We start from the raw sequence: 22,324 nt of genomic DNA on the forward strand, positions 1-22,324 counted from the left end.
GAAATTGGGGGCTAGACAGGCGCTACCGTGGCCTAATTTGCAACCGCCCTATACAATGGGGCCAAACAGCGCGCATGTCAGGAAACCATCTACCGGTATATCTACTCTAAAGAAGGCATGGCACAGGAGTTATGGTGGTACCTGCCCTTGCATCGCAAGAACCGCACGCCCCGCCGTGCCCGCAAGCGTCAGAAATCCAAATTTGACCGTGATGTCAGCATTCTATTCCGCCCGGACGATGTCGCCCATCGTCGCGAGTTTGGGCATTGGGAGGGCGATTTGATGCTGTTTGAACAAAAGCGTGGCCAGACAAATGCCACGACGCTGGTTGAGCGCGTAAGCCGCTTCACAATGATCCTGAAGAACCCCAATAAACGCACAAAGCCTGTGATGGGAAAGATCATGAAAGCGATTAGAGATTTACCCCATGTCGCCCGTAGATCAATCACCTTTGATCGCGGAAGTGAGTTTGTCAGCTGGCCCCAAATGCAGGCTAAGATTGGCACACAAACCTGGTTCTGTGACCCCTCCTCACCGTGGCAAAAAGGGACCGTGGAGAACTCAAACCGGAGGGCCCGCAGATGGCTGCCACGCAAGCGTGATATCCGGCAACTCACTGATCACGACATCAAGGTGATCAGCGACCGCCTCAACAACACGCCGCGCAAATGTCTCGGCTGGAAGACGCCAGCAGAAGCATTCAGAGAAAACATGTTGAAAGAAATGGGTCGATCGCCCTACCCTCAGAAGCAATAGAAGTCGCAGTTCAGGTATCGCTCACAGTCGACTACCTAATTCTGCGTGATACTCACCTCATAATTCCGAAGCCCATACGATAATTTCGTATACTTGGCGGATATTGACACAATTCAAGAGCCACATTCTTCAAATGTTGCATAAACTACCAACTCTTAGCAATAAAATAACTTTTTCTCTGGTCGTTTAGCAAATTTGGAGACAAGATTCCTGATGATTTTACATTATGAGATGACATCTCTTGACATGAAATTCGCAAGATGCAACTAATTAGCACGTCTATGGCGCGTGGCTCGAAGATGTCATTTTGCATGGAGTGTGGACCGGACAGCTAGGTTTAGTTCGGGCGTGCAATGGAGCGATGAGTACAGACTACATCGAAAGTTAAAAAAGGGAGGAATATCTAATGAGAAATAGTCTATTGGGTGGCGTCGTGATGGTCGCTTCATTGGTGGCCGGAACGGTATTTGCAACAAACCCGGCAGTCGCCGAAGAACGATTTGTCTTTGTTAGCCATGCGCCGGATTCTGATTCTTGGTGGAACGTAGTCAAGAACGCGCTTAAGAATGCGGAGAAAGATCAGGGCGTTAAAGTTGAATACCGCAATCCGCCGACAGGTGATCTTGCCGATATGGCTCGTATCATTCAACAGGCGACAGCCACCAACCCGGATGGAATTGTCACCACTATCGCCGATTTCGACGTACTACAGTCTGCCATTCAGGGCGCGGTCGCAAAAGGTATACCGGTCATCACCGTCAATTCCGGTACAGCTGAGCAGGCGAAGGAGCTAGGTGCTTTCATGCGTATCGGCCTGCCTGACTACGACGCGGGCAAGGCCATCGGCGAACGGGCAAAGGCTGCCGAGGTTACCAAGTTTCTCTGCGTCAACCATTACATCACCAGTGCCGCCTCTGTTGAACGCTGCCAAGGCTACGCTGATGGCCTTGGCGTCGAGCTCGGCGGACAGATGATCGATTCCGGTAGTGACCCAACGTTGGTTTATAACAAAGTTAAGGCTTATCTTTCTGTCAACCCCGACACCGATGGGATCCTGTTGCTCGGCCCCAACGGGGCAGATCCTGTTATCAGATATCTGCGTGACACAGGCTCCAGGTCGAAGTTCAAGAGTATCATCACCTTCAACCTCGATGGCGACATCAATGAGGCGATAAAAGATGGCACTATCGACTCTGCGATCGACCAGCAGCCCTATTTGCAGGGTTACCTGCCTATCGTCTTCTTAACGCAATACGTGCGCTATGGTGTAATGCCAGTGAATAACGAAATCTCTACCGGTCCTAGTTTCGTGACCAAGGAGAACATTGGTTTGGTCGAAAAGCTCGCCGGCGAATATCGGTAGGCACCGTCCTGGGCGGGCAACTGTGCCCGCCCCCCCCTTTATGCGGAAGGCTGCGCCTCCGGCGCTACCGTAACTAAACTCAATGGATGCAGCATGAAAAAGCAAATCAATATTCCACCAACCGCGGTGCCGGTTATCGACGAAGTTGACGAAAGGGTGTCTCGCTTTTCAATGTCACGACGCCTCCTTTCGCGTCCTGACCTCGGTGCCTTTGCCGGCGTTGTCCTTGTCTTCCTATTTTTCGGGATTACCGCTAGCGGGACCGGTATGTTCGCATCCGATGGCGTGCTAACCTGGTTGACAGTGACTGCGCAGCTTATGATCATCGGCACGGGCGCAGCCCTTCTGATGGTCGGTGGCGAATTCGACCTTTCAGTCGGCTCGATGATCGGCTTCACCGGAATGATGATCGCCATTCCCACAACCTATTTCCACGTGCCCATAGGCCTTAGCGTTATCATGGCTTTCGTGGTGGCCATGGGTATCGGTGCCCTAAACGGTTACATCATTGTGCGCACCCGCCTACCATCCTTCATCGTCACGCTTGCATCGCTCTTTATGCTGCGCGGCCTCACAATTGCGCTGTCGATCGTCTTTACCAACCGCACCATCGTCAGCGGCCTTAAGGAATATTCAGATGACAGCATTGTTTCGTGGCTATTTTCGGCCGAGTTGTTTCCTGGTTTCTTCCAATGGCTTGCCGAAAATGACATAATTCAAAGCCTGCCCAACGGCGCACCTTCCGTCTCTGGAATTCCCATGTTGATCGTTTGGGCCGTAGTAATTGCTGTCATCGGCCACATCGTCCTTATGAAAACGCAAGTGGGAAACTGGATATTTGCCTCCGGCGGCGACGCGAATGCCGCACGCAATGTTGGCGTCCCGGTGAGCGCTGTCAAAATATCGCTGTTCATGACGACCGCCTTCTGCGCCACGGTCTATTCAGCCTGCCAAGTCTTCGAATTCGGATCCGCCGCAGCCGACCGAGGGCTTCTTAAGGAATTCGAGGCAATTATCGCGGCCGTCATCGGCGGCTGCCTGCTCACCGGCGGATACGGCTCCGTCATTGGCGCCTGCCTCGGAGCGCTCATATTTGGTGTCGTCCAAATGGGGATCCTGTTCACCGGTGCGCCGAACGATTGGTTCCAGGTTTTCCTCGGTGCGATGCTTCTCGGGGCGGTGATTTTCAACAGCTCGATCCGCAAGAGAGTGACAGGAGAACACTGATGACGATGTCTATTGAAATTACTCAGGAACCGCCAACTCATGAAGATGGTGAGGCACGCCTCCTAATTGAGGTTCACGATCTGGTAAAGCACTTCGGCCCCGTTGTGGCGCTTGCCGGAGTCTCGCTCGACATTCAGTCGAGCGAAGTGCACTGTTTGCTCGGCGACAATGGTGCAGGCAAGTCGACCCTGATCAAGATGCTATCAGGCGTGCACATACCAACCAAGGGCGACTTCTTCGTCGACGGAAAACCCGTCAACTTCACAAGCCCCCGCGATGCGCTCGACGCGGGTATCGCCACCGTATTCCAAGACTTGGCAATGGTCCCGCTCCTGTCAATTACCCGCAACTTTTTCATGGGACGGGAACCAACGCGCAAGATCGGTCCATTCTCCTTCATGGACATGGACTTCGCCAACCACGTGGCGCGCGAGGAAATGCGTAAGATAGGCATCGACATCCGTGACCCGCAACAGGCTGTCGGTACGCTCTCGGGAGGCGAGAGACAATGCGTGGCAATCGCCCGCGCAGTTCATTTCGGTGCCAAGGTGCTGATCCTCGACGAACCGACCTCTGCGCTCGGTGTCGCTCAGACATCGATGGTTCTGAAATACATCCATCGCGTTCGGGCAAAGGGTATCGGTGTTATATTCATTACCCACAATGTTCGCCATGCCTACGCGGTCGGCGATCGGTTCACCGTGCTCAACCGAGGTCGGACACTCGGGACGTTTTCCAAGCAAGAGATTACCTTGGAAGAGCTACAAACAAAGATGGCTGGGGACAAGGAGTTACAAGACCTCTCCGATGAACTCGGGGGGACCGTGTAGGAAAGACGGGAACCTGTCGACTCGCTTCAAAAACGTCAACCAGAAACCGACCCCTATATATTGCCCCGGTAGTTGGTGTAAATTGTTCTCCAGCTTGGTGTTAAGCCGGTTTACATGGCGGCGATTTTCGCCGGAAACATGATGTCGCCTTTGCAGATGGCAGCCACGGTTTCCAGTGTCATGTAACGGCTCATTCGTCGGTCTGCTCCAGCATAAGGGCGCCCACGACGCGTCTGATCACCGGCTCGTTTAGGAAAATGCCAACGACATTTGTTCTGCGCTTGCTCCCCTGGTCAATCGCTCCAAGGGGTTTGTCGAGTGGAATTGTCGCCAGTGACTTTGAGGGAAAGTCGTATATGCCAGCAAATCATCCTCCACCTGGAGCATCAGATCAGAAAGCCTAGAGTGGCGGGGCCGAAATGCCTCGATCAGTTTAGCCCTGTGGTCTTTCGATGCCGCCAGCGTGTGCATATCAAAGGCTCCCTGACCGCCGCTGTGACAATGGGACGAGCTTTCTTGCCGACGCAGACCAAGGTATTGCGCATGAAGTGTACGCGGCAGTGCTGGATGATAGCCGCCGCCCTTTGGCGGCGACAGCCTTTAGGCTTTTATGTTCGTACGCTGTGATCAGCTTCACGCCACGTAACCCCCGATTCGCAAGTGAGCGGAGGAATTCGTCCACAAACACATCGGCCTCACTGGGCAGTCATGGACGATCTCCTCGATCTGTAGGTAAGGTTACCACCCAAAACCCTGCCAGAGAACGTCCATGGCCGACAAAGCCATAGCGCGCGGGCTTCGCCTAAGCTACGCAAGGCTTTGCTTAGGCCGCGCTACCGTCAGGTTACAGCACGCTCAGGGGCACAACCCACCAAAACATATTTCGCGCCCTAAGTATTTCACTATCGACAAATGAGCCGACTGTTACGCAGATTTATGCATCAACAATAAAAAGTATTTTACATGGTAGTATACATTGCGACAATTTGCGATAGCATCGCTATACTACAATCTTTCTAAATGATGGAGAAAAAGTTGTCCAAAATACTTGTCACCGGCGGATCCGGATTTATTGGAGCAGCAGTAGCAGCAGCCCTCGCAAGGCGAGGGGATCAAGTTCTCGCAACTGATATTAGTGAAACACCCCCGGTCGTTTCGTTGCTAGAAGAATGCCCAAATACGTTTCATTTTGAATCGGCCGACCTTTCTGAATGGGCTCCGATGGCTTCGCTGATCAAAGACTTCAAGCCCGATGCAATCGTACATTGCGCGGCGATTGTTGGGGTGCGTAATTCAGTTGCGGCTCCATTTGCAACGATGCGGATCAACATTGAAGGTACGCTCAACTTAATGGAACTGATGCGCCTGTTTGAGATCAAACGAATGGTGCATATCTCATCCGAAGAAACCTATGGTGCCTTTGATACGGACATCATCACTGAAGATCATCCACAACGCCCGCTCAAAGCTTACGGCATCTCAAAATTTGCGGTTGAGCAATTGGCACGAGACTACGTTGAGACACATGGCCTCGATATTATACATGCCAGAACTTGCTGGGTTTACGGCCCCGGCTTGCCGCGCCCAAGAGTTCCCAAAACGCTTGTTGATGCGATCATCGACGGCGGCTCGTGCCACGTTGAGAATGGCGCGGATTTCCGAACCGATCACATCTATATTGACGACTGCGTCGATGGCATTCTTAAAGTCCTAGACCACCCCAAACACAAGTATGATGCCTACCATATTTCGACGGGGGCCGCACCGTCACTGGGCGAAATCGTTGATTACCTGAAAGAGCTGGCGCCGGATGCCGATATATCTGTTGGGCCTGGAAATTACGAATTCACCAAGGGGCTCCCAACCGTCAAAAAAGGCGCGCTTGATATTACGCGTGCGCGTACCGAACTTGGCCACAACCCAAAGCATGATATCCGCTCAGGCCTCAAGGCCTATATTGAATGGCGGCGCGATCACCCCGTGTAAACCACGGGATAGTCAGCAAAATCTTATCTATCGGGATATGTTCATAACAGCATATCCCGATTTTTTTGCATCCATTCAGCAAAGTCGGCAACCCCCTCCTCAAGCGGGAACTGCGGCGTAAAACCGGCATCATCCTTTAGACGGGTATCAAGTAATGGTCCGCGCAATGCAGTATAATCTGACCACGGCTTTGTGCCCGCGCCAAGATTGATCTGCGCTTCTGGTAACACCTTGCGGATCGCCGCCACAACATCATTACCGCTCCAATTTCGGCTATTGCCCAGATGGTAAACGCTATAATTTAAAGTCTCTGCTGTGTAGGCCGCGAGCAGCCCATTTGCTACATCCAGAACATGCGTAAAACTGCTCTCATAATCTCCGCCGGAGCTATCATTTATCTCCTCACCCAGAACCGCCTCCCGCAAGAACGCTACCAACGGACCCCGCGGATAATTCCGCGCGCGCGGCACAAGCGGCGGTCCGTAAACATGCGAAATTCGGACCGTTGCCGCCGAAACATCAAAATCATTTTTGTAAAGCTGGACCATCAATTCGCCGGCATGCTTTGTTGAACCGTAGGTCGTCTTGGGACAAGGCAGCCGATCCTCCGCAATCGGCGAGGAAAAATCAGAGTTATTCTGGAACACCGATCCCGTGCTGACATAAATGAAGCGCCGCCATTTCTGCAGCCGCGCCAGCTCCAAAAGCGCTGCTGTCGCTGTAACATTTGATTGAATTGCCGCCCACGGATCCGGCCGCGCCAACTCATCATTGGGAACCGCGGCAAGATGGATACACCCCTCAATTTCATACTCATTCCCCAGCGCTGAAATCTGAGATGGATCCGACAATTCGCATGCCACCCATGTCACTTGGCCTTCTTTCAGCGCACTCGCTTCGGACGGAACGCGCCCCAATGAGCGAACCTGCGCCACCACAGACAACCCGGCCGCCACCGCTTGCTTAACGGCCAGAAATCCGACGTGTCCATTTGCACCAGTAATAAGAACTGACATTATTTTTCTCCGGTTTAGGTTCAATAAGATCTTCGTGTTCTTACATTATTATTCCATAATGGGAAGTATTATGCGATAATATTGCACAGGCAACCGTTATTAGCAGCTTAGCTCGCTCCGCCAGTCAGACACAAATTCAGTAGGAGATCGATTTTGGACCTTGACCTTGAAAACAAATGCGCCCTCGTAACGGGCGGCAGTGGTGGCATCGGCGCAGAGATTGCATTGACCCTAGCGAAAGAAGGCTGCGACATCATTCTTGTGGCCCGCAGCGAGGCCGGGTTGGCACAAACTGCAGCACGCATTCGTGACTCATCCGACCGAAAGATAACAACCTCGCTCTGCGACACCCGCGATGCGATAGCGATCAAAAAGCTCTCTGATCAGCACCACGATATCGACATTGTAATCAACAATGCTGGCGCCGTTCCCGCGGGGCGCCTTAACGACTTGACGACCGAGGGAATTCGCGTCGGGTGGGAGGCTAAAGTTTTTGGGTATTTGAAAATGATGGAATGTTTCTACGCGAAAATGAAAGAAAACGAGCGTGGCGTCATCATCAATATTGTTGGCATGGCTGGCCTGCGGGTTAACGCAGATGTGATTGGTTTGACAGGCGGAAATGCGGCGCTTTTGGCCATGACGCGCGCGCTTGGAGCACAGTCGCCAGAGCACGGCATCAGGGTCCTTGGCGTGAACCCAAGCGCAACAAGCACAGAGCGCGCGATTCAACTTTGGAGGGATCAGGCACAGCGCGAACTCGGCGAATCCGAGCGCTGGCCAGAGCTGCTAAAAACCCTCCCGTTTGGCCGCCCTGCAGCACCGCAAGACATCGCAAATGTCGTCGCGTTTCTGGCCTCGCCACGCGCAGGATACGTCAGTGGAAGCTTTGTCAATGTGGACGGCGGGATGGGATCACGGCCCTAAACAAATTATTTGACATTATGAATTGACATACGACAATGTGAAATATATCTTTTGACAGAATAAGGGCGAGTCGACTCTCGTCCATTGCAAGATAAGGAAAAGTAAATGGCTGGGAAAAAGGGTGCGGAACTCATTACGGAGTTCCTCGTAGATCAAGAGATCCCGTATGTATTCGGGATTTGCGGACACGGAAATGTAGGCATGCTAGACGCACTTTATGATGCGCAGGATGACATCCAACTGATCTCCCCCCGCCATGAACAAACTGCGGGCCACATGGCCGATGCCTATTTCCGCATTAAACACGAACCCGTTGCTACGCTTACATCTTGTGGACCCGGCTCGGCTAATATGGTCATGCCTTTGGCTTTGGCGATGACGGACTCGTCGGCGATGTTCTCGATAACGGCAAACGTCCCAACGCAGCAATTTAATCGCGGCCCCTTCCAAGAAATCAATCGCCACGGGCAAGCCGATTTCCCCAATGTTCTCAAACCTGTCGTAAAGCGCAGCTTTCAACCAACCCGCGTTGAAATGCTGCCTTTGGCCTTGCGCCAGGGCATGGCAACCATGCTCGACGGACGCCCCGGCCCCGTTCAGCTTGATGTGCCATTCAACCTGTTTCAAGAAGAGGCCGAAGTCACCCTGGAGCATGGCGATCCTGTAAAATTGGGCCGCCGCCGTTCGGGCGCGTCCCCTTCGGACATCACCACCGTCGCAGATATGCTGCTGGCGGCGGAAACCCCCGTGCTCTTTATTGGTCATGGTGTCACCCTGTCCGAAGCCAGCGAAGAGCTAACGGAACTCGCGCGCAAAATGTCCATTCCTGTGATCAGCTCCCCGAATGGCATGGGCTGCCTTGATATGGCCGATCCGCTTTCGCTAGGGTTTATCGGCCGCAACGGCGCTTATACTGCCAATCAGGCGGGCCGTTTCAGCGACTTGGTTATCGCCGTTGGCGCACGCTTTGACGATCGGTCTTCCTCCTCTTGGAAACCTGGTTATTCGTGGAATTTCCCCAAAACAAAGCTGGTGCACGTTGATGTGGATCAGGAAGAAATCGGCCGAAACTATGCCGCCGATGTTGGCATTCTCGCCGATGCGCGCACCTTCTTGCGCCAACTTCTCGTGGAGCTTGACTCCCGCCCAACCCCAGACGCTGCAAAGGCAGCCAGTTGGAACGCCCGCCTTGCCGGATGGCGCGAGGAATGGAATACCTTCACCAAGCCAAACTTCGACCTGCACACCACCCCCATCCGCCCTGAACGGATTGTCGCCGATTGCCAAAAGGTTCTGCCCGACGATGCGATTTTGACGTTTGATGCCGGTATCCACCACAATTGGTTCATGCAATTCTGGAACGCCCGCAAACCCGCTTCGATGCTAAACAGCTGGGGCTTTTCGGGCATGGGCTTTGGTCCATCTGCGGCGCTTGGTGCCAAATTAGCAGCTCCGCATCGTCCGGTTATTTCGGTCTGTGGCGACGGCGGCTTCACAATGGTTCCGCATGTTTTGTGCACAGCAGTTGAATACAACATTCCGGTTGTCTGGGTGGTGTGGAACAACTTTGCTTGGGGCGCAATTCGCGACATCCAATATGGCGCCTTCAATGGCCGCGAAATCGGAACCGCCTTCTATCAAGGCGAGAATAGCAAACCTTACAACCCTGATTTTGCAGGCTGGGCACGCGCTTCTGGCGTTACTGCAACAACCGTTACGCGCTCGCAGGATTTCGCCGGTGCCCTCGATACCGCCATCAAAGCAAACGTGCCGTATCTGATTGACGTTCACGTTGATGCCGATGTCCGCCCGCCCGCAACGGGCACATGGCACCTCCCCCCAATCCCCTTCAAGGAGCCGGTGTTTGGCGCGCCCTTTATGGCGGACTAAAAACGCCCAAAACCGGATGGAATATGATGACATCTGATGGTACCCAAGTTGTGCACACCGCACATCTCACTTGCACCAACGACAGCTTGGTCGCCTTTCGCGACCGGCTGTTGCGCCACGCCACAATATCGCAACAAAATGAACCGGGCTGCCTTTGCTTTCGTGTCCATCAGGACGTGGAGGTAAAGACCCGGTTCTTTCTGTTGGAAATATACGCCGACGATGCCGCCTTAACAGCCCACCGCGAATCCGAACATTATCTAGCGTTTCGCCGTGACACCGCCGATCAAGTGGCCGATCGGAAATGGTGGTTTTGGACGGCGAAAAATTAACCCTTCCCATCGAAAGAAATCTCATGATTCAGACAAAATCCGCCCGCTTCTTGCCCGTTGATTTAACCGGCCAAACAGTTTTGATAACTGCGGGTGCGGCGGGCATAGGCCGTGTCATCGCGGAGGGGTTTGCGATGGCGGGCGCCAAGGTGCATGTCTGCGATGTGAACCCCACCGTGGTCGAAACCATCCGCCGCGAACGGCCCGATTTTTCCGTCACCCAAACCGATGTGGCGGACCCCGAACAGGTGGACGATATGTTCAAAACGGCCGTCGCCAACTTGGGCGAAATCGATATCCTCGTGAACAACGCGGGCATCGCAGGCCCCACGGCCGGCATCGAAGACGTCGAACCCGACGCTTTGCGCCAAACCCTCTCCGTTGATCTCGAGAGCATGTTTCACTGTGCGCGCCGCGCGGTCCCCCATATGAAACGTACGGGCGCGGGCGTGATTATTAATCTTGGCTCCATTGCGGGCCGGTTGTCCTTTGCCATGCGCTCGCCCTACTCCACGGCTAAATGGGGCGTTGTCGGCTTTACTAAAAGCCTCGCGCTTGAGCTTGGCGTCGATAATATTCGCGTCAATGCGGTGCTTCCGGGCCATGTAAACACCACCCGCTTTCGCAGCGTCGCGGCGGACCGTGCCAAAACCCTCGGCGTTACGCCCAAAGAAATGGAGGCGCGTTTCTTGGAACCTGTCGCCATGGGAACAACGGTCGAACCAGAAGACATCGCCAACATGGCGCTCTTCCTGTCCTCCCCCTTTGGTGCTCGCATCACCGGCCAAGCCCTCAGCGTTTGCGCTGGCGTCGAAATGATGCGCTAATAGCGCAAACAAAAAATGCCGCGCTGGTTTAGCGCGGCTTTTTTTGTGTGTTTCCGAAATTAGTTGGCGTTCGCGTGCTTTGCCGCCTCTGCCGTCAGTGCCGTCATGCGATAAAATCCATGCGCCATTTTGCTAAACGGGATCAGTAAAAACAGCGTCAGCACAAACCCAAGATGCACAGCCAGAAGACCGCCAACAAAACCCGTCCCAGTAGCCGCATACAGCATAAGGCCCGTCAAACCTGTCGCTCCAAGAAGAAAGATAAACGCATATTCGCCGCTCAAAATATTCTTTGCTCCAAGCGCCGGATCGGCCTTTGTTTTAAGCCAAGCCAGCCCAAAACAGCCAATAACCAGCAAAACACCGCCCGAAACGCCCAAGATTTTCGGCAAACTAAACAACGCATAGGGCGCAGGCATTGCGAAAAGGTAGTGCATAATCGTGCCCGAACTTGTCGAGGCAAAACACAATAAAAACCCGTACATCGTGGCCTGATGAAACCAGCGGCGCATATTGGAAAACCGGTCTTCGTCTTCGTAATTACAGCCCTGCCCCTGCCCGCCGCTCAAATTGCGCATATTCGCCGCATCTTTACAGGCCGCAAGGAAATACCGCAGACGGAATTTCCCGCCCTCAACCTCACGCCAATACGCCCGCAAGCTAAAGGCCACACTCACCAATGGCAGCAAAAACGCTGGCGTGAAAAGCGTGATCATCGCAACATGCGAGAGATGCGCGTAAAACCCGACGCCATCCTCGGGCATCATCCATTGCATCAAAACGAAAAATACCGCAAACGCCGCAACAGACAGTCCTGCAATCGCCCCGCCCCTCCGATGCATCACACGCGCCACCGACTGTGGCATCGCCAGCCGCTCCCAGCTTTCTTGGCGCACTTCGGCCAAGATCGCGGGCAAATTAAGTGCAAATTCATGCGGCTCGGTATATTGGCAGGCATAAAAACAGCCCTGACAATTGTGACACAAGTTTGCCAAATGGGTCAGATCTCCATCCGAGAAGGATTTTTCCCGCATAATCGACGGAAACACTGAGCAATAACCTTCGCAATAGCGACAGGCGTTACATATTTCCACTTGCCGCCGAGCTTCTTGCATTTGATCAGGCATTAACATATATTGCGGCCTCCTTGCCTGCGATACGTCCAAAGACTGTGCCAATCGCCATCCCAAATCCTGCAAGGTAGCCCTTGCCAAGGATTGATCCAGCCATGATTTCACCGCCTGCCCAGACGTTCGTCAACGGGCCAGTGGGCGTTTGAACTTGGGCTTTTTCGGACACTTTCAAACCAAGATACGTGAACGTCACACCAGGCCGCAGCTCATAGCCATAAAACGGTGGTTTCACGATCGGGCGGGCCCAATTGGTTTTCGGTGGCGTCAAACTTTTAGTCGAAAGACCATCAAGCCCCGTGGCGTTAAACTCGCCCGCTTGACAAGCTTTATTGTAGGCCGTCACGGTCTCAATCATCTTTTTTTCATCGAGACCTAATTGCTTCGCAAGCCCCTCAAGCGTATGGCTTTTTGACGCTGGGAAAACCGACGGCATGAACAAATCAATCGAATTGCTGTCGATAATCGAATACGCGACCTGCTCAGGTTGGGCCGCCACGAGCCTGCCCCAGATCGCATAGCGCTTGGGCCAAACATCCTCGCCTTCGTCGTAAAACCGCTCGCCATCCTTGTTCAAAACAACTGAAAATGGCACGCAATCAAGGCGCGTCACTATCCCACCATCAAATTTCGGCGCCCGCCCGTCGATCGCTACGGCGTGACATTGCGTCGGGTCGCCAACGCTTTCGCAACCTTGCTCCAACATATCATTCAAAACTACCCCGCGATTATACGGCGTACCCCGAATGAGAAAATTTGCCGCCGCCGGGCCCCAGGCCCGTGTGAGCCATTCCAAATTCGATTGAAACCCACCGCTCGCCAAAACAAACCCTTTGGCTTCGATCCTGTGCGCTTCTCCATCGATTTGAACGATCACGGCGTTTGCGGTGTCGTCTTCCATTTCCACATGCATGACTTCGGCGTTATACATCGTTGTCACGCCAAGGTTCTCTGCTGTGTGGTAATAGGCATTGACCAAAGCCTTGCCGCCACCAAGGAAAAACGCGTTGGTCCTTGAGAGTGATAACGTCCCCGAAAGCGGCGGCTGAAACCGCACGCCTTTTGATTCCATCCACGGCAGGCACTCTTCGGAATTGCGTATAACCATCCGCGCCAGCCCCTCATCGGTATTGCGTTCGGTCACCAACATGAGGTCGTCAAAATACTCTTCTTCGGTATAGGCATCCGACAAAACAGATAGAGGACCGCGATGCATGCAGCGAAAATTACGCGTGTGTCGGCTGTTTCCCCCGCGATAAGACTTAGGTGCACTCTCCAAAATGACAACGCGCGCGCCCGTTTCGGCGGCCGTGATCGCGGCACATAACGCAGCATTGCCTCCCCCAACCACGGCGACATCCCATGTGGAACTGGTTCTGAAGTGAGTGCGGGTGTCTTTTGGCATGCTTTTGATCTACCTAAGGCAAAAAGTGACAGCGTGTGAATATTTGAAGCCCACTGTATGCAGATGTATATTACTGTAGTCAATAGTTTTTGGCACACCACAGCAGGCCAAAAAAGATGCGCGCCCAGCTCGGGCGCGCACTCAAATAGGCCGCAAGATCAATAATCCCGCTCTTTTACTGCTTTATTGGGTATTGCCGCCGATCATCATCTTAAGGCGATAGACCTGCGCCGAGCGAATGTGATTGCGCGCCGCTTTCTCCGCGGCCTCCGCATCCCGCGCCTCGATTGCCGCAACTATTTGCGAGTGCTCGTCAAGCGCCGAAGCATGCCGGTCCGCAACCGCCAAGGTCGTCGGCCCAAGCAACATCATCGAATCGTCCAGAGCACCAAGGGACTTGATCAAAAATTGGTTGTGCGCCGCAAAACAAACGATCTGATGGAACTGCCTATTCAACGACACAACCTGCGTTTGATCGTCGCCCGTATAGGATTGCTCGGCCTCAAGGACTTCATTTAAAATACTAAGCTCCGCATCCGAGGCATACTTCGCCGCAAGGCTTGCCGCTGCCCCCTCCAAAACTTCGCGCATCGCATAAAGCTCGACCACATCTTCGTAATTCAAAATCGAAACGATTAATCCCTGCCGCGGCGCGTATTGAAACAACCCATCCTGCTCAAGCATCAGAATCGCCTCACGAATAGGCGTGCGACTCACATTCAACCACTCGGCAAGATGCGTTTCGGTGACGCGACTGCCCGGCTTAAGCTTGCCTGTACGAATTGCAGACCGGATCTGCTCATAAGGAGAGTTGCGATTTTTATCAGACAGCCCGCGATCCTCCTGCTGCAGCATCGATTGCTCAGGCAACGGCGGTGTTTTGTCATCTTTTTTCATTTTCAAACCTGCGATTGTGGCCGAATACCTCGGCGAGGCCTGGGATTTAGACCTAAAATCCCTAGATACCCCTGTTTACCGCCCCTGGCAATCACAGCCCAAGGCAACACATTCCCACACAATATACCAACTCGCGGCATCGGCAAAGCCTGATATCCTTAACTGCATGCAGATGTATTTTTTGGTTTACAATTGTTGACACAAGTTTTCTTACACCTTACCAAGTTTAGAACGAGTCAGCTGTTGGCGCGGCGTCACTTCAAAAAGCGACACCGCCCCCTCGACAAGACTTGAATCTTGGAATGGGAGGATTCCTAAGTGACTGAGCTATCTATCCAAAACGGAGACCCGCGTAAGGTCTGGGCGCGGCTAGGAGATGTTCCTGCCGCTCTCTACCTACTGGTGATCCTGTTTGTCGGCCTTTCGGTCGCAAGCCCGTATTTTCTGACACAGGCCAATCTAATAAATATCGTCCTACAGGCGTCCGTTGTTCTCATCATCTCGCTTGGGATGACCCTCATTATCATCACCGAAGGCATCGATCTGAGCTTGGGTCCTGTCCTTAGCTTTGCCGGCGTCGTCTTTGGCGCGGCTCTGGTCGCAGGCTGGTCTTTTCCGGTTGCGATGATCGCGGGGATTGTCGCGGCCATGCTGATCGGCGGCCTCAACGGCTACCTGATCGCCTACCACGATCTCCAACCCTTTATCGTAACACTGGGCACATTCGGCCTCGCGATGAGCTTTGCCATGAGCATTTCGGGCGGCGAATCCATTTCGGGCCTCCCCAGCGGCGTCCAATGGTTTAACGACGGACATATTCTCGGCCTGCCGTTCCCTATCTGGGCCACAGCAGCGCTATTTTTACTCACCCATATCCTGCTCAAACACACACGGTTTGGCCGCTATGTTTACGCAATCGGCGGCAATCGCAAGGCGCTACAACTCGCGGGTGTTCGGGTAAACCTCTGGCAAACCAGCATCTACGTCTACGCCGCGGCCCTTGCCGGATTTGCCTCCTTTATTATGACCGCGCGCACAAATGCGGCCCACCCCACCGTCGGTATGGGCCTCGAATTTGATGCCATCGCTGCGGCGGTCTTGGGCGGCGCATCCTTTAGCGGCGGCAAAGGCACACTCTTTGGCGCGGCCGCCGGTGCATTAGCCGTCGCCACATTACGCAACGGACTGAACCTGATGAATGTCGCGGCTGAATGGCAATCCGCCGCCGTCGGCGTCGTGATCATCGCGGCAGTGGCAGGTGACGCAATCCGAGGACGGACATAATGACTGTAGCAAATTCCCAAGAAACCATGCCTGCCAAGGCTCCCCTTTCCGAAAACGTCACGTGGCTCCTCTCGCGGATGACCGCCTTGGCAACCCTGATCGTGGCTCTGTCGTTCGCCAGCCCCTACTTCTTTCAAACTGGCAACTTCGTGAACATCCTGAAACAGGCCTCGTTTCAATTCCTCATGTCTTCGGGTCTCACAATCGTAGTCCTTACCGCGGGCATTGATCTCTCGATTGGCGCGGTTCTCGGACTTGCGGCCTGTGTTGGTGCCTCCTTTTTGGCAAACGGCCAGATTTTCTACGGCGTCGGCTCGGCCCTCCTTGTCGGATTTACCTGCGGTTTGGTGAACGGATCGCTCATCGCCTACCTGCGAATCCCTTCGTTCATCGCAACCTACGGGATGCTCTGGATTGCCGTCGGCTTGAGCTTTGTCTTCATGGATGGCCAAGTCATCTACGGCTTCCCGGAGAGTTTCCGTGTCATGGGATCCGGATTTATCGGCCCCATCCCGACCCCCATTCTCATAGCGGCCATCCTTCTGATCATTATGGTCATCACACTGAACCACACAAAACTTGGCCGAACCCTCTATGCAATCGGCGGCAATCGCAACGCCGCGCGCTTGTCGGGCATGCCAGTGAAATTCTGGGAAATGATGGCCTATGGCATCAGCGGCCTGCTCGCAGGCTTCGCAGGTCTCGTCATTATTGCCCGCACTGGCGCGGTTGATGCGGGTGTTGGCAACGACTTGCTGCTCCCCACAATCGCCGCCGTGGTCCTTGGCGGCACATCCTTAATGGGCGGACGTGGCGGCATTGTCGGCACGGCAATTGGCGCGCTCATTCTCGCAATCATTCTCAACGGAATGAACCTCTTAGGCGTCGATACCTACTGGCAAATCGGCGTTCTAGGGTCAGTCACAGTCTTGGCGGTTCTCGCCGATGACAAAATCTCCAAGCATATCGATATGCGGGGCTGACAAACAACCAAACTAAAAATCCAACCAACAAAAGGGAGAAACTATAATGAAATACTCAAAATTCATAAAAGCTGTGGCCGTCGGTATGGCTCTCATTACAGCTACAGGATCGTTGCCCGGAGCGGCATACGCCGAAGGAGAAAAGGTTGCTGTTTTCCTCAAAAATATCTCCAACCCGTACTGGCGCGCCGTCCGTATCGGTAGTGAAAAAGCCGCGAAGGAATATGGCCTCGACATCACAATTGTTGCGCCAACAAAACCAGACAACATCGAAGAGCAAACCCGTCAGGTTGAAGACTGGATCGTGAAAAAGCCCGATGCTTTTGTCTTTGTTCCCGTTGATTACAAAGCGATGGAGCCATTGGTTCACAAAGCCAACGAAGCCGGCATTCCTGTGATCAACTTCTCCAACCGCGTCGAAAATGTTGATCTGGTGTCCTACATCGGCTCCGATGACTTCACTATTGGCTACGAAGCTGCAAAATACCTGTTTGACGAAATCGGCGGCGCAGGCAAAGTGGTCTACATCGAAGGCGTTCCCGCCGCAATCACCGCACAACGCCGCAAAGCTGGCTTTGAAAAAGCGCTCTCAGAATACGAAAACATCGAGCTGCTGACGTCTCAAACCGGCATGTATCGCCGCCTGCCCGCACTTCAGGTTATGGAAAACCTCCTGCAACGCTACCCTGAAATCGACGCTGTTATGGCGGCCAACGATGACATGGCTGTTGGCGTTGTTGAGGCCCTCAAAACAGCGGGCCGTTTGGACGGCGTACCTGTGATGGGCGTCGACGTAATCCCGGATGCGGCGCAGCTGATCAAAGACGGCAAGATGTTTGCTTCCGCCGACTATAGCGGCCACGATCAAGGCTATCTTGCGGTTGTCGCAGCAGCCCGACACTTGCGAGGCGAAGAAGTTCCCGCCAACATTTCCCTGCCGGTTGTTATCGTAAATCAAGGCAATGTTGACCCGTGGTTGCTTGAGCCAGAGCAAAAACCAACCCCTGATTGGGACGCGGTTATCGCTGCTCAATAACACATTTGATCAAGACCTTGGGAAGGCGGCAATCCGCTTTCCCATTTTTTGGGCGGAGGAGGCCACACATGACTAACCCAAGCGTTCCCCTAATCGAACTGCGCGGCGCTACCAAAAAATACGGTGGTGTGAAGGCAATCGACAATGTTAATTTCACGGTCTACCCCGGCGAGGTCCACGCCCTGTGTGGCGATAATGCAGCTGGTAAATCCACATTAATCAAATGCCTTGCTGGTGCGGTAAAAAGAGACACCGGAGATATCCTGATTAACGGGAAATCTGTTCAAATCCAGTCGCCTCGTGATGCCAAACGCCACGGCATCGAAACAGTGTATCAAGACCTTGCTCTCGCGGACAATCTGAATGTCGCCGCCAACCTCTTCTTGGGCCGCGAAGTCATGCGCAGCGGGTTTGCCCGTATTTTCATCAACCACGGCTTCATGGAAGACGAGGCGGCCACCGTTCTCAAACGCCTGAAGATCCGTCTGCCCAGCGTGCGTCAAAAGGTTCACAATATGTCCGGCGGTCAGCGCCAATGCGTCGCAATCGCGCGCGCTGTCTATTTTAACGCCCAACTCATCATCCTAGATGAACCAACGGCCGCTTTGGGTGTGAAGGAAACGGAAATGGTCTTTGACCTTGTCCGCGAAATGCGCGACCAAGGACATACCGTTATCATGATAAGCCACAACTTGAATCACGTCTTCGATCTTTGTGATAGGGTGACAGTCATGAAAACCGGGGTCCGCGCGGGCACACTAAAAGTCCGTGAGGCCACACAGGATGACGTGGTCAAACTGATCATGGCAGGCGGACGCGATTTCGATCAATCCCGTGATGCTTTACATTCTGCTCCCGATCTAGCGGGTTGTGCCTAATGTCTAATGTTGCTCTTGTTATCGGCGCCACTGGTGCCACTGCCCGTCGCCTCTCCGATCACCTCGCCGGTGATCTCGGATGGAAAGTTTACGGGGCGTGTCGCAGCACGCCCCCTGTGGGCACGTCCTTCATACACGTCGCTGTCGACCTGATGGATAGCGCCGCCGCGCGCGCCGCGTTCAATGGCCTGCACGACGTCACACATGTTTACTACGCCGCACGCGCGCCCCACGGCGAAGGCGGCAACGAAAGTGTCCCCAACAATGTGGACATGCTGCGCAATGTGCTCGACGCCATCGAGCCCGTCGCCAAAGCCCTAAAACACGTGCATCTGGTTGAAGGCGGGAAATGGTATGGCATGCACATCGGGGCCTACCAAACCCCTGCACGCGAAGACCAACCGCGCCACTTGCCGCCCAACTTCTACTACGACCAACAAGATCTCCTCTCCGCCCGTGCCAGCGCTGGTGGCTGGGACTGGAGCGCCTCGCGCCCCAATGTTGTCTGCGATTTTGATCCGGGCCGCCCGCGCAATCTCGTGCCGGTCCTTGGGGCCTACGCTGCGATCTGCCGCGCTTTTGACGTGCCCATGGATTTCCCTGGAACCCCGGCCGGATTTTCAACTCTCACCGAGGTAACAGACGGCACACTCCTCGCCCATGGCATCGCCCATATAAGCACCTCCGAAGGCGGCGCAAACTGCGCAGTTAACGTCACAAATGGCGATGCCTTCCGCTGGCAAACCTACTGGCCCGTCATCGCCAAACGCTTCGGCGCAACGCCCGGCATCCCGCGCCCCTTCCGACTCGATGTCTGGATGGCCGACAAACAAGAGGCATGGGCCGAAATCGCGCGCAAGCACAACCTCAAGGAACCCCAGCTGGACCGCGTCGCAAACTGGAGCTTTGGCGATTTCGTCTTCGGGCAAGATTTTGACGTCATCTCCGACACTGGCCGTCTGCGCCGCCTAGGATTCTGCGAAAGCCTCGATAGCGAAAAAATGTTCCTCGATTTGTTCACAGCTTACCAAGACGCAAACCTGCTACCTTGACGCGCAATACCAGAAAAGGAAATGAAATGAAGGCACTTGTTTTTGGAGGATCGCGCGGAATTGGTGCGGCAATTGTCGCCCATCTCGCGCGAGACAACGCCGAGGTCATTTACACCTACACAAAGACCCCCGGCGCCCAAAACGCGTCCAATATCCACGCCATCTCGGCCGATATTGCCCACCCCGACCAAGTTATCGCCGCCTTTGAACAGGCCCGAGGCATTTTCGGCACGGCCCCAGATACCATAATCATGAACGCCGGCATCAATGTTCCGCCCGCGCCGCTGGCCGATTTTGATCCGGATAACTTTCGCCGCTTGGTCGAAATCAATATCGTGGGTGCCTTCAACGTCCTCAGCGCCGCCGCGCGCGAAGTTGCCGATGGGGGCACAATTACCGCCCTCACCACCTCGCTCGTCCGTCATGCCGTTCCGGGCGTCGGCCCCTACAGCGCCACCAAGGCTGCCGTCGAAGCGCTCATTAGATCCATGGCCAAAGAGCTTTCCCCGCGCGGCGTGCGCGTAAACGGCGTCGCACCAGGGCCTGTGGATACCGATTTGTTCCGCTCCGGAAAAGACGCCGCCGCCGTAGCACGCTCCGCCGCCATGAGCCCGCTAAACCGCATCGGCACACCCGATGAAATCGCCGAAGTTGTCGGATTTTTGGCCTCAAACAACGCCTCTTGGATCCAAGGGCAAATCATCCAACCAAACGGCGGATTGGTTTAAAGCCGCCCCGCCATGGATGAAACCCTGCCCCTCAAACCCCAATATGACCTGATCGTTATCGGGTCTGGCGCCGCTGGTCTCACGGCGGCGCTCACGGCGGCCCTTGAGGGGCTTTCGGTTCTGGTTCTGGAACATCTCGAGTTTTTTGGCGGCACCTCGGCACGCTCCTCAGGCACGATCTGGGTGCCCGCAAATCCGTTTCAAGGCAAAGACCGCGCCAAAAAAGATCGCATCGCAGCACAGAAATACCTCGCCGCCTTAACCCACAATTTGGGCGATCCTACAAATTGGCAACGCTTTTTATCCACGGGCCCCTTGGCACTGGCCGACCTTCACAAACGCGCAGGCCTCGCACTGACCCCGCTCCAAGATGCCCCCGATTATCGCCAAGATTGCCCCGGCGCAGAAACCGGCTGGCGCGCCTTGGCCCCACCCGCATTTGATGGCCGCCGCCTTGGCCCCCTCTTTGCCAAACTCGCGCCCCCCCTCCCCGAATTGATGCTGTTTGGCGGCCTGATGATCACCCGCCCCGAAGCCGCCAGCCTGCTCAAGGCCGACCGCTCGTTGCGCGGCTTCATGCTTGGCATCCGCCTGATGGCCCGCTACGCAAAAGACCGCTTGCGCCATAAACGCGGTACGCGATTGGTGCTTGGAAATGGCCTGATCGGACATCTGTTAAACGCCTGCGTCGAAAATGGCGTCACCCTACGCAGCTCCATTTCCGTCGATCATCTCCTCACAGATTCCGGCACGGTGAGCGGCGTGATGACCAAGGATCAAACCCGCATTGACGCCACGCGCGGCGTTGTCTTGGCGGGTGGCGGCTTTCCCGCCAATCCTGAAATGCGCGCCGAAAACCTGCCGCACCCCACTCCAACCCATACCCCCGCCTCGTCCGGCGCGAACGGATCAACCCTCAAACTGGCCCAAAACGTCGGCGCAGCCCTCGGACCAAAGGGCCGCGACAACGCCTTTTGGTTCCCAAGCTCTATCGCAAAACGCCCCGACGGAACCACCGCCGTCTACCCCCACATTGTCTTGGACCGCGCCAAACCAGGCCTGATAGCGGTGAACGCAAGCGGCGTGCGTTTCGTCAACGAAGCCGTCTCCTACCACGAATTCGTGCGCGCCATGTATCAAGGCCCAAACACCCCCGCATGGCTGATTTGTAACCGCAAATTCATCCAGACCTACGGCCTTGGCCTGATCCGCCCCAGAACGCCCTATTTGGGAAAATACATCAAAAACAAATATTTACTTCAGGCCCCCACAGTGGCCGCTCTTGGGCGGCGCGCAGGCATCGCGCCCGCAGCCTTGCAAGCAACCGTCGAGAGGTTCAATAACTTTGCACTAACGGGGCAGGATACCGATTTCGGGCGGGGCGATAATCCCTACGATCGTTCAAACGGCGACGCCGCGCACGACCCCAACCCCTGCCTTGGCCCTATAGAAAAGGGCCCCTATTTCGCACTGCCCGTTTGGCCGACCCCTCTGGCTACAAGCCGCGGCATCACAACCGATCACCACGCCCGCGCCCTTGCGACCAATGGCGAAACGGTGCCAGGGCTCTATGTTTGCGGCAACGATATGCAATCAATTTTTCACGGCGAATACCCCGGCGGCGGCGCGCAATTGGGCCAAGGCGTCACGTTCGGCTGGCTTGCAGGCAAACACGCGGCGCAAAACCCGTTTTAGATCGGAACGCCAGCAGATATTTACCCAACAAGCGCGCGCAAGCAGGGTTGTGGTTTTACATTATCGCATATAATATCAAAAG

20 protein-coding genes and 1 pseudogene are annotated in these 22,324 nt (G+C 54.6%); 16 read left to right on the top strand and 5 right to left on the bottom strand.

The features are described 5' to 3' along the window. Positions 1 to 48: 48 nt before the first annotated feature. The 4 genes and pseudogenes from KO498_RS00005 to KO498_RS00020 form a co-directional block, all read left to right on the top strand. A pseudogene (locus tag KO498_RS00005) lies at positions 49 to 756 on the top strand (IS30 family transposase); the annotation flags it as partial. A 406-nt stretch (positions 757 to 1,162) separates the two neighbouring features. Beyond that, positions 1,163 to 2,119 carry a sugar ABC transporter substrate-binding protein gene (locus tag KO498_RS00010; protein WP_215957818.1) on the top strand — a complete coding sequence of 319 codons (957 nt, stop codon included), beginning with the start codon at positions 1,163 to 1,165 and terminating at the stop codon, positions 2,117 to 2,119. Between the two features lie 93 nt (positions 2,120 to 2,212). After that, positions 2,213 to 3,346 carry an ABC transporter permease gene (locus tag KO498_RS00015; protein ID WP_215957819.1) on the top strand — a complete coding sequence of 378 codons (1,134 nt, stop codon included), beginning with the start codon at positions 2,213 to 2,215 and terminating at the stop codon, positions 3,344 to 3,346. Positions 3,347 to 3,351: 5 nt separating this feature from the next. Beyond that, on the top strand, positions 3,352 to 4,176 hold the full coding sequence (locus KO498_RS00020; RefSeq protein WP_215957939.1) for an ATP-binding cassette domain-containing protein: 825 nt from the start codon (positions 3,352 to 3,354) through the stop codon (positions 4,174 to 4,176). A 249-nt stretch (positions 4,177 to 4,425) separates the two neighbouring features. Here the strand turns inward: KO498_RS00020 and KO498_RS18370 are convergent, their stop codons facing one another. Next, on the bottom strand, positions 4,426 to 4,647 hold the full coding sequence (locus tag KO498_RS18370) for a transposase (RefSeq protein ID WP_215957820.1): 222 nt from the start codon (positions 4,645 to 4,647) through the stop codon (positions 4,426 to 4,428). Positions 4,648 to 5,211: 564 nt separating this feature from the next. On the opposite strand from KO498_RS18370, the gene KO498_RS00030 reads away from it, so the two are divergent. Further along, complete coding sequence (locus KO498_RS00030; protein WP_215957821.1) at positions 5,212 to 6,162, top strand: NAD-dependent epimerase/dehydratase family protein; 951 nt, start codon at positions 5,212 to 5,214, stop codon at positions 6,160 to 6,162. A 41-nt stretch (positions 6,163 to 6,203) separates the two neighbouring features. Here KO498_RS00030 and KO498_RS00035 read toward each other — a convergent pair whose 3' ends face one another. Continuing rightward, a complete protein-coding gene (locus KO498_RS00035) occupies positions 6,204 to 7,178 on the bottom strand; it encodes an NAD-dependent epimerase/dehydratase family protein (protein ID WP_215957822.1) in 975 nt (324 codons plus the stop codon). 153 nt (positions 7,179 to 7,331) lie between these two features. On the opposite strand from KO498_RS00035, the gene KO498_RS00040 reads away from it, so the two are divergent. From KO498_RS00040 to KO498_RS00055, 4 genes are all read left to right on the top strand, one after another. Then, positions 7,332 to 8,105, top strand: a complete 774-nt coding sequence (locus KO498_RS00040) for a short-chain dehydrogenase/reductase (RefSeq protein ID WP_215957823.1) — start codon at positions 7,332 to 7,334, stop codon at positions 8,103 to 8,105. A gap of 105 nt (positions 8,106 to 8,210) precedes the next feature. Next, on the top strand, positions 8,211 to 9,995 hold the full coding sequence (locus KO498_RS00045; protein WP_215957824.1) for a thiamine pyrophosphate-binding protein: 1,785 nt from the start codon (positions 8,211 to 8,213) through the stop codon (positions 9,993 to 9,995). Positions 9,996 to 10,018: 23 nt separating this feature from the next. Continuing rightward, positions 10,019 to 10,327 (top strand): putative quinol monooxygenase, encoded by a 309-nt coding sequence (locus KO498_RS00050; protein WP_215957825.1) that lies wholly within the window; start codon positions 10,019 to 10,021, stop codon positions 10,325 to 10,327. Positions 10,328 to 10,350: 23 nt separating this feature from the next. Beyond that, positions 10,351 to 11,154: an SDR family oxidoreductase gene (locus tag KO498_RS00055; RefSeq protein ID WP_215957826.1), complete on the top strand. Its 804-nt coding sequence runs from the start codon at positions 10,351 to 10,353 to the stop codon at positions 11,152 to 11,154. Positions 11,155 to 11,213: 59 nt separating this feature from the next. Here the strand turns inward: KO498_RS00055 and tcuB are convergent, their stop codons facing one another. The 3 genes from tcuB to KO498_RS00070 all read right to left on the bottom strand — a co-directional run bounded on the left by tcuB (position 11,214) and on the right by KO498_RS00070 (position 14,586). After that, on the bottom strand, positions 11,214 to 12,287 hold the full coding sequence (tcuB, locus tag KO498_RS00060) for a tricarballylate utilization 4Fe-4S protein TcuB (RefSeq protein WP_215957827.1): 1,074 nt from the start codon (positions 12,285 to 12,287) through the stop codon (positions 11,214 to 11,216). Beyond that, positions 12,274 to 13,689, bottom strand: a complete 1,416-nt coding sequence (gene tcuA / locus KO498_RS00065) for an FAD-dependent tricarballylate dehydrogenase TcuA (RefSeq protein ID WP_215957828.1) — start codon at positions 13,687 to 13,689, stop codon at positions 12,274 to 12,276. Before tcuA ends, tcuB begins: the two co-directional genes overlap by 14 nt. 183 nt (positions 13,690 to 13,872) lie before the next feature. Next, positions 13,873 to 14,586: a GntR family transcriptional regulator gene (locus tag KO498_RS00070; RefSeq protein ID WP_215957829.1), complete on the bottom strand. Its 714-nt coding sequence runs from the start codon at positions 14,584 to 14,586 to the stop codon at positions 13,873 to 13,875. A gap of 318 nt (positions 14,587 to 14,904) precedes the next feature. On the opposite strand from KO498_RS00070, the gene KO498_RS00075 reads away from it, so the two are divergent. The 7 genes from KO498_RS00075 (at position 14,905) to KO498_RS00105 (ending at position 22,242) form a co-directional block, all read left to right on the top strand. Further along, entirely contained in the window at positions 14,905 to 15,870 is a 966-nt protein-coding gene (locus KO498_RS00075) for an ABC transporter permease (protein ID WP_215957830.1), read from the top strand. Further along, positions 15,870 to 16,853: an ABC transporter permease gene (locus KO498_RS00080; protein WP_215957831.1), complete on the top strand. Its 984-nt coding sequence runs from the start codon at positions 15,870 to 15,872 to the stop codon at positions 16,851 to 16,853. Before KO498_RS00075 ends, KO498_RS00080 begins: the two co-directional genes overlap by 1 nt. Positions 16,854 to 16,899: 46 nt before the next feature. Then, the gene (locus KO498_RS00085) at positions 16,900 to 17,889 is read left to right on the top strand and encodes a sugar ABC transporter substrate-binding protein (protein ID WP_215957832.1); all 990 of its coding nucleotides are present in this window, start codon (positions 16,900 to 16,902) and stop codon (positions 17,887 to 17,889) included. 68 nt (positions 17,890 to 17,957) lie between these two features. Beyond that, positions 17,958 to 18,767: an ATP-binding cassette domain-containing protein gene (locus tag KO498_RS00090; protein ID WP_215957833.1), complete on the top strand. Its 810-nt coding sequence runs from the start codon at positions 17,958 to 17,960 to the stop codon at positions 18,765 to 18,767. After that, a complete protein-coding gene (locus tag KO498_RS00095; protein ID WP_215957834.1) occupies positions 18,767 to 19,819 on the top strand; it encodes an SDR family oxidoreductase in 1,053 nt (350 codons plus the stop codon). The genes KO498_RS00090 and KO498_RS00095 overlap by 1 nt, the downstream gene beginning before the upstream one ends. Before the next feature lie 26 nt (positions 19,820 to 19,845). Then, a complete protein-coding gene (locus KO498_RS00100) occupies positions 19,846 to 20,547 on the top strand; it encodes an SDR family oxidoreductase (protein ID WP_215957835.1) in 702 nt (233 codons plus the stop codon). A 12-nt stretch (positions 20,548 to 20,559) separates the two neighbouring features. After that, positions 20,560 to 22,242 carry an FAD-dependent oxidoreductase gene (locus KO498_RS00105; RefSeq protein ID WP_215957836.1) on the top strand — a complete coding sequence of 561 codons (1,683 nt, stop codon included), beginning with the start codon at positions 20,560 to 20,562 and terminating at the stop codon, positions 22,240 to 22,242. Positions 22,243 to 22,324 lie beyond the last annotated feature (82 nt).

Source organism: Lentibacter algarum (genome assembly GCF_018860975.1).
Taxonomy (GTDB): Bacteria; Pseudomonadota; Alphaproteobacteria; order Rhodobacterales; family Rhodobacteraceae; genus Lentibacter; species Lentibacter algarum_A.

What these genes read in the sequence shown, in the direction of transcription:
- KO498_RS00010 (WP_215957818.1), top strand. Translation starts at nt 1,163, where the DNA reads ATGAGAAATAGTCTATTGGGTGGCGTCGTGATGGTCGCTTCATTGGTG.
- KO498_RS00015 (WP_215957819.1), top strand. Translation starts at nt 2,213, where the DNA reads ATGAAAAAGCAAATCAATATTCCACCAACCGCGGTGCCGGTTATCGAC.
- KO498_RS00020 (WP_215957939.1), top strand. Translation starts at nt 3,352, where the DNA reads ATGTCTATTGAAATTACTCAGGAACCGCCAACTCATGAAGATGGTGAG.
- KO498_RS18370 (WP_215957820.1), bottom strand. Translation starts at nt 4,647, where the DNA reads ATGCACACGCTGGCGGCATCGAAAGACCACAGGGCTAAACTGATCGAG.
- KO498_RS00035 (WP_215957822.1), bottom strand. Translation starts at nt 7,178, where the DNA reads ATGTCAGTTCTTATTACTGGTGCAAATGGACACGTCGGATTTCTGGCC.
- KO498_RS00045 (WP_215957824.1), top strand. Translation starts at nt 8,211, where the DNA reads ATGGCTGGGAAAAAGGGTGCGGAACTCATTACGGAGTTCCTCGTAGAT.
- KO498_RS00050 (WP_215957825.1), top strand. Translation starts at nt 10,019, where the DNA reads ATGATGACATCTGATGGTACCCAAGTTGTGCACACCGCACATCTCACT.
- KO498_RS00055 (WP_215957826.1), top strand. Translation starts at nt 10,351, where the DNA reads ATGATTCAGACAAAATCCGCCCGCTTCTTGCCCGTTGATTTAACCGGC.
- tcuB (WP_215957827.1), bottom strand. Translation starts at nt 12,287, where the DNA reads ATGTTAATGCCTGATCAAATGCAAGAAGCTCGGCGGCAAGTGGAAATA.
- tcuA (WP_215957828.1), bottom strand. Translation starts at nt 13,689, where the DNA reads ATGCCAAAAGACACCCGCACTCACTTCAGAACCAGTTCCACATGGGAT.
- KO498_RS00070 (WP_215957829.1), bottom strand. Translation starts at nt 14,586, where the DNA reads ATGAAAAAAGATGACAAAACACCGCCGTTGCCTGAGCAATCGATGCTG.
- KO498_RS00080 (WP_215957831.1), top strand. Translation starts at nt 15,870, where the DNA reads ATGACTGTAGCAAATTCCCAAGAAACCATGCCTGCCAAGGCTCCCCTT.
- KO498_RS00085 (WP_215957832.1), top strand. Translation starts at nt 16,900, where the DNA reads ATGAAATACTCAAAATTCATAAAAGCTGTGGCCGTCGGTATGGCTCTC.
- KO498_RS00090 (WP_215957833.1), top strand. Translation starts at nt 17,958, where the DNA reads ATGACTAACCCAAGCGTTCCCCTAATCGAACTGCGCGGCGCTACCAAA.
- KO498_RS00095 (WP_215957834.1), top strand. Translation starts at nt 18,767, where the DNA reads ATGTCTAATGTTGCTCTTGTTATCGGCGCCACTGGTGCCACTGCCCGT.
- KO498_RS00100 (WP_215957835.1), top strand. Translation starts at nt 19,846, where the DNA reads ATGAAGGCACTTGTTTTTGGAGGATCGCGCGGAATTGGTGCGGCAATT.
- KO498_RS00105 (WP_215957836.1), top strand. Translation starts at nt 20,560, where the DNA reads ATGGATGAAACCCTGCCCCTCAAACCCCAATATGACCTGATCGTTATC.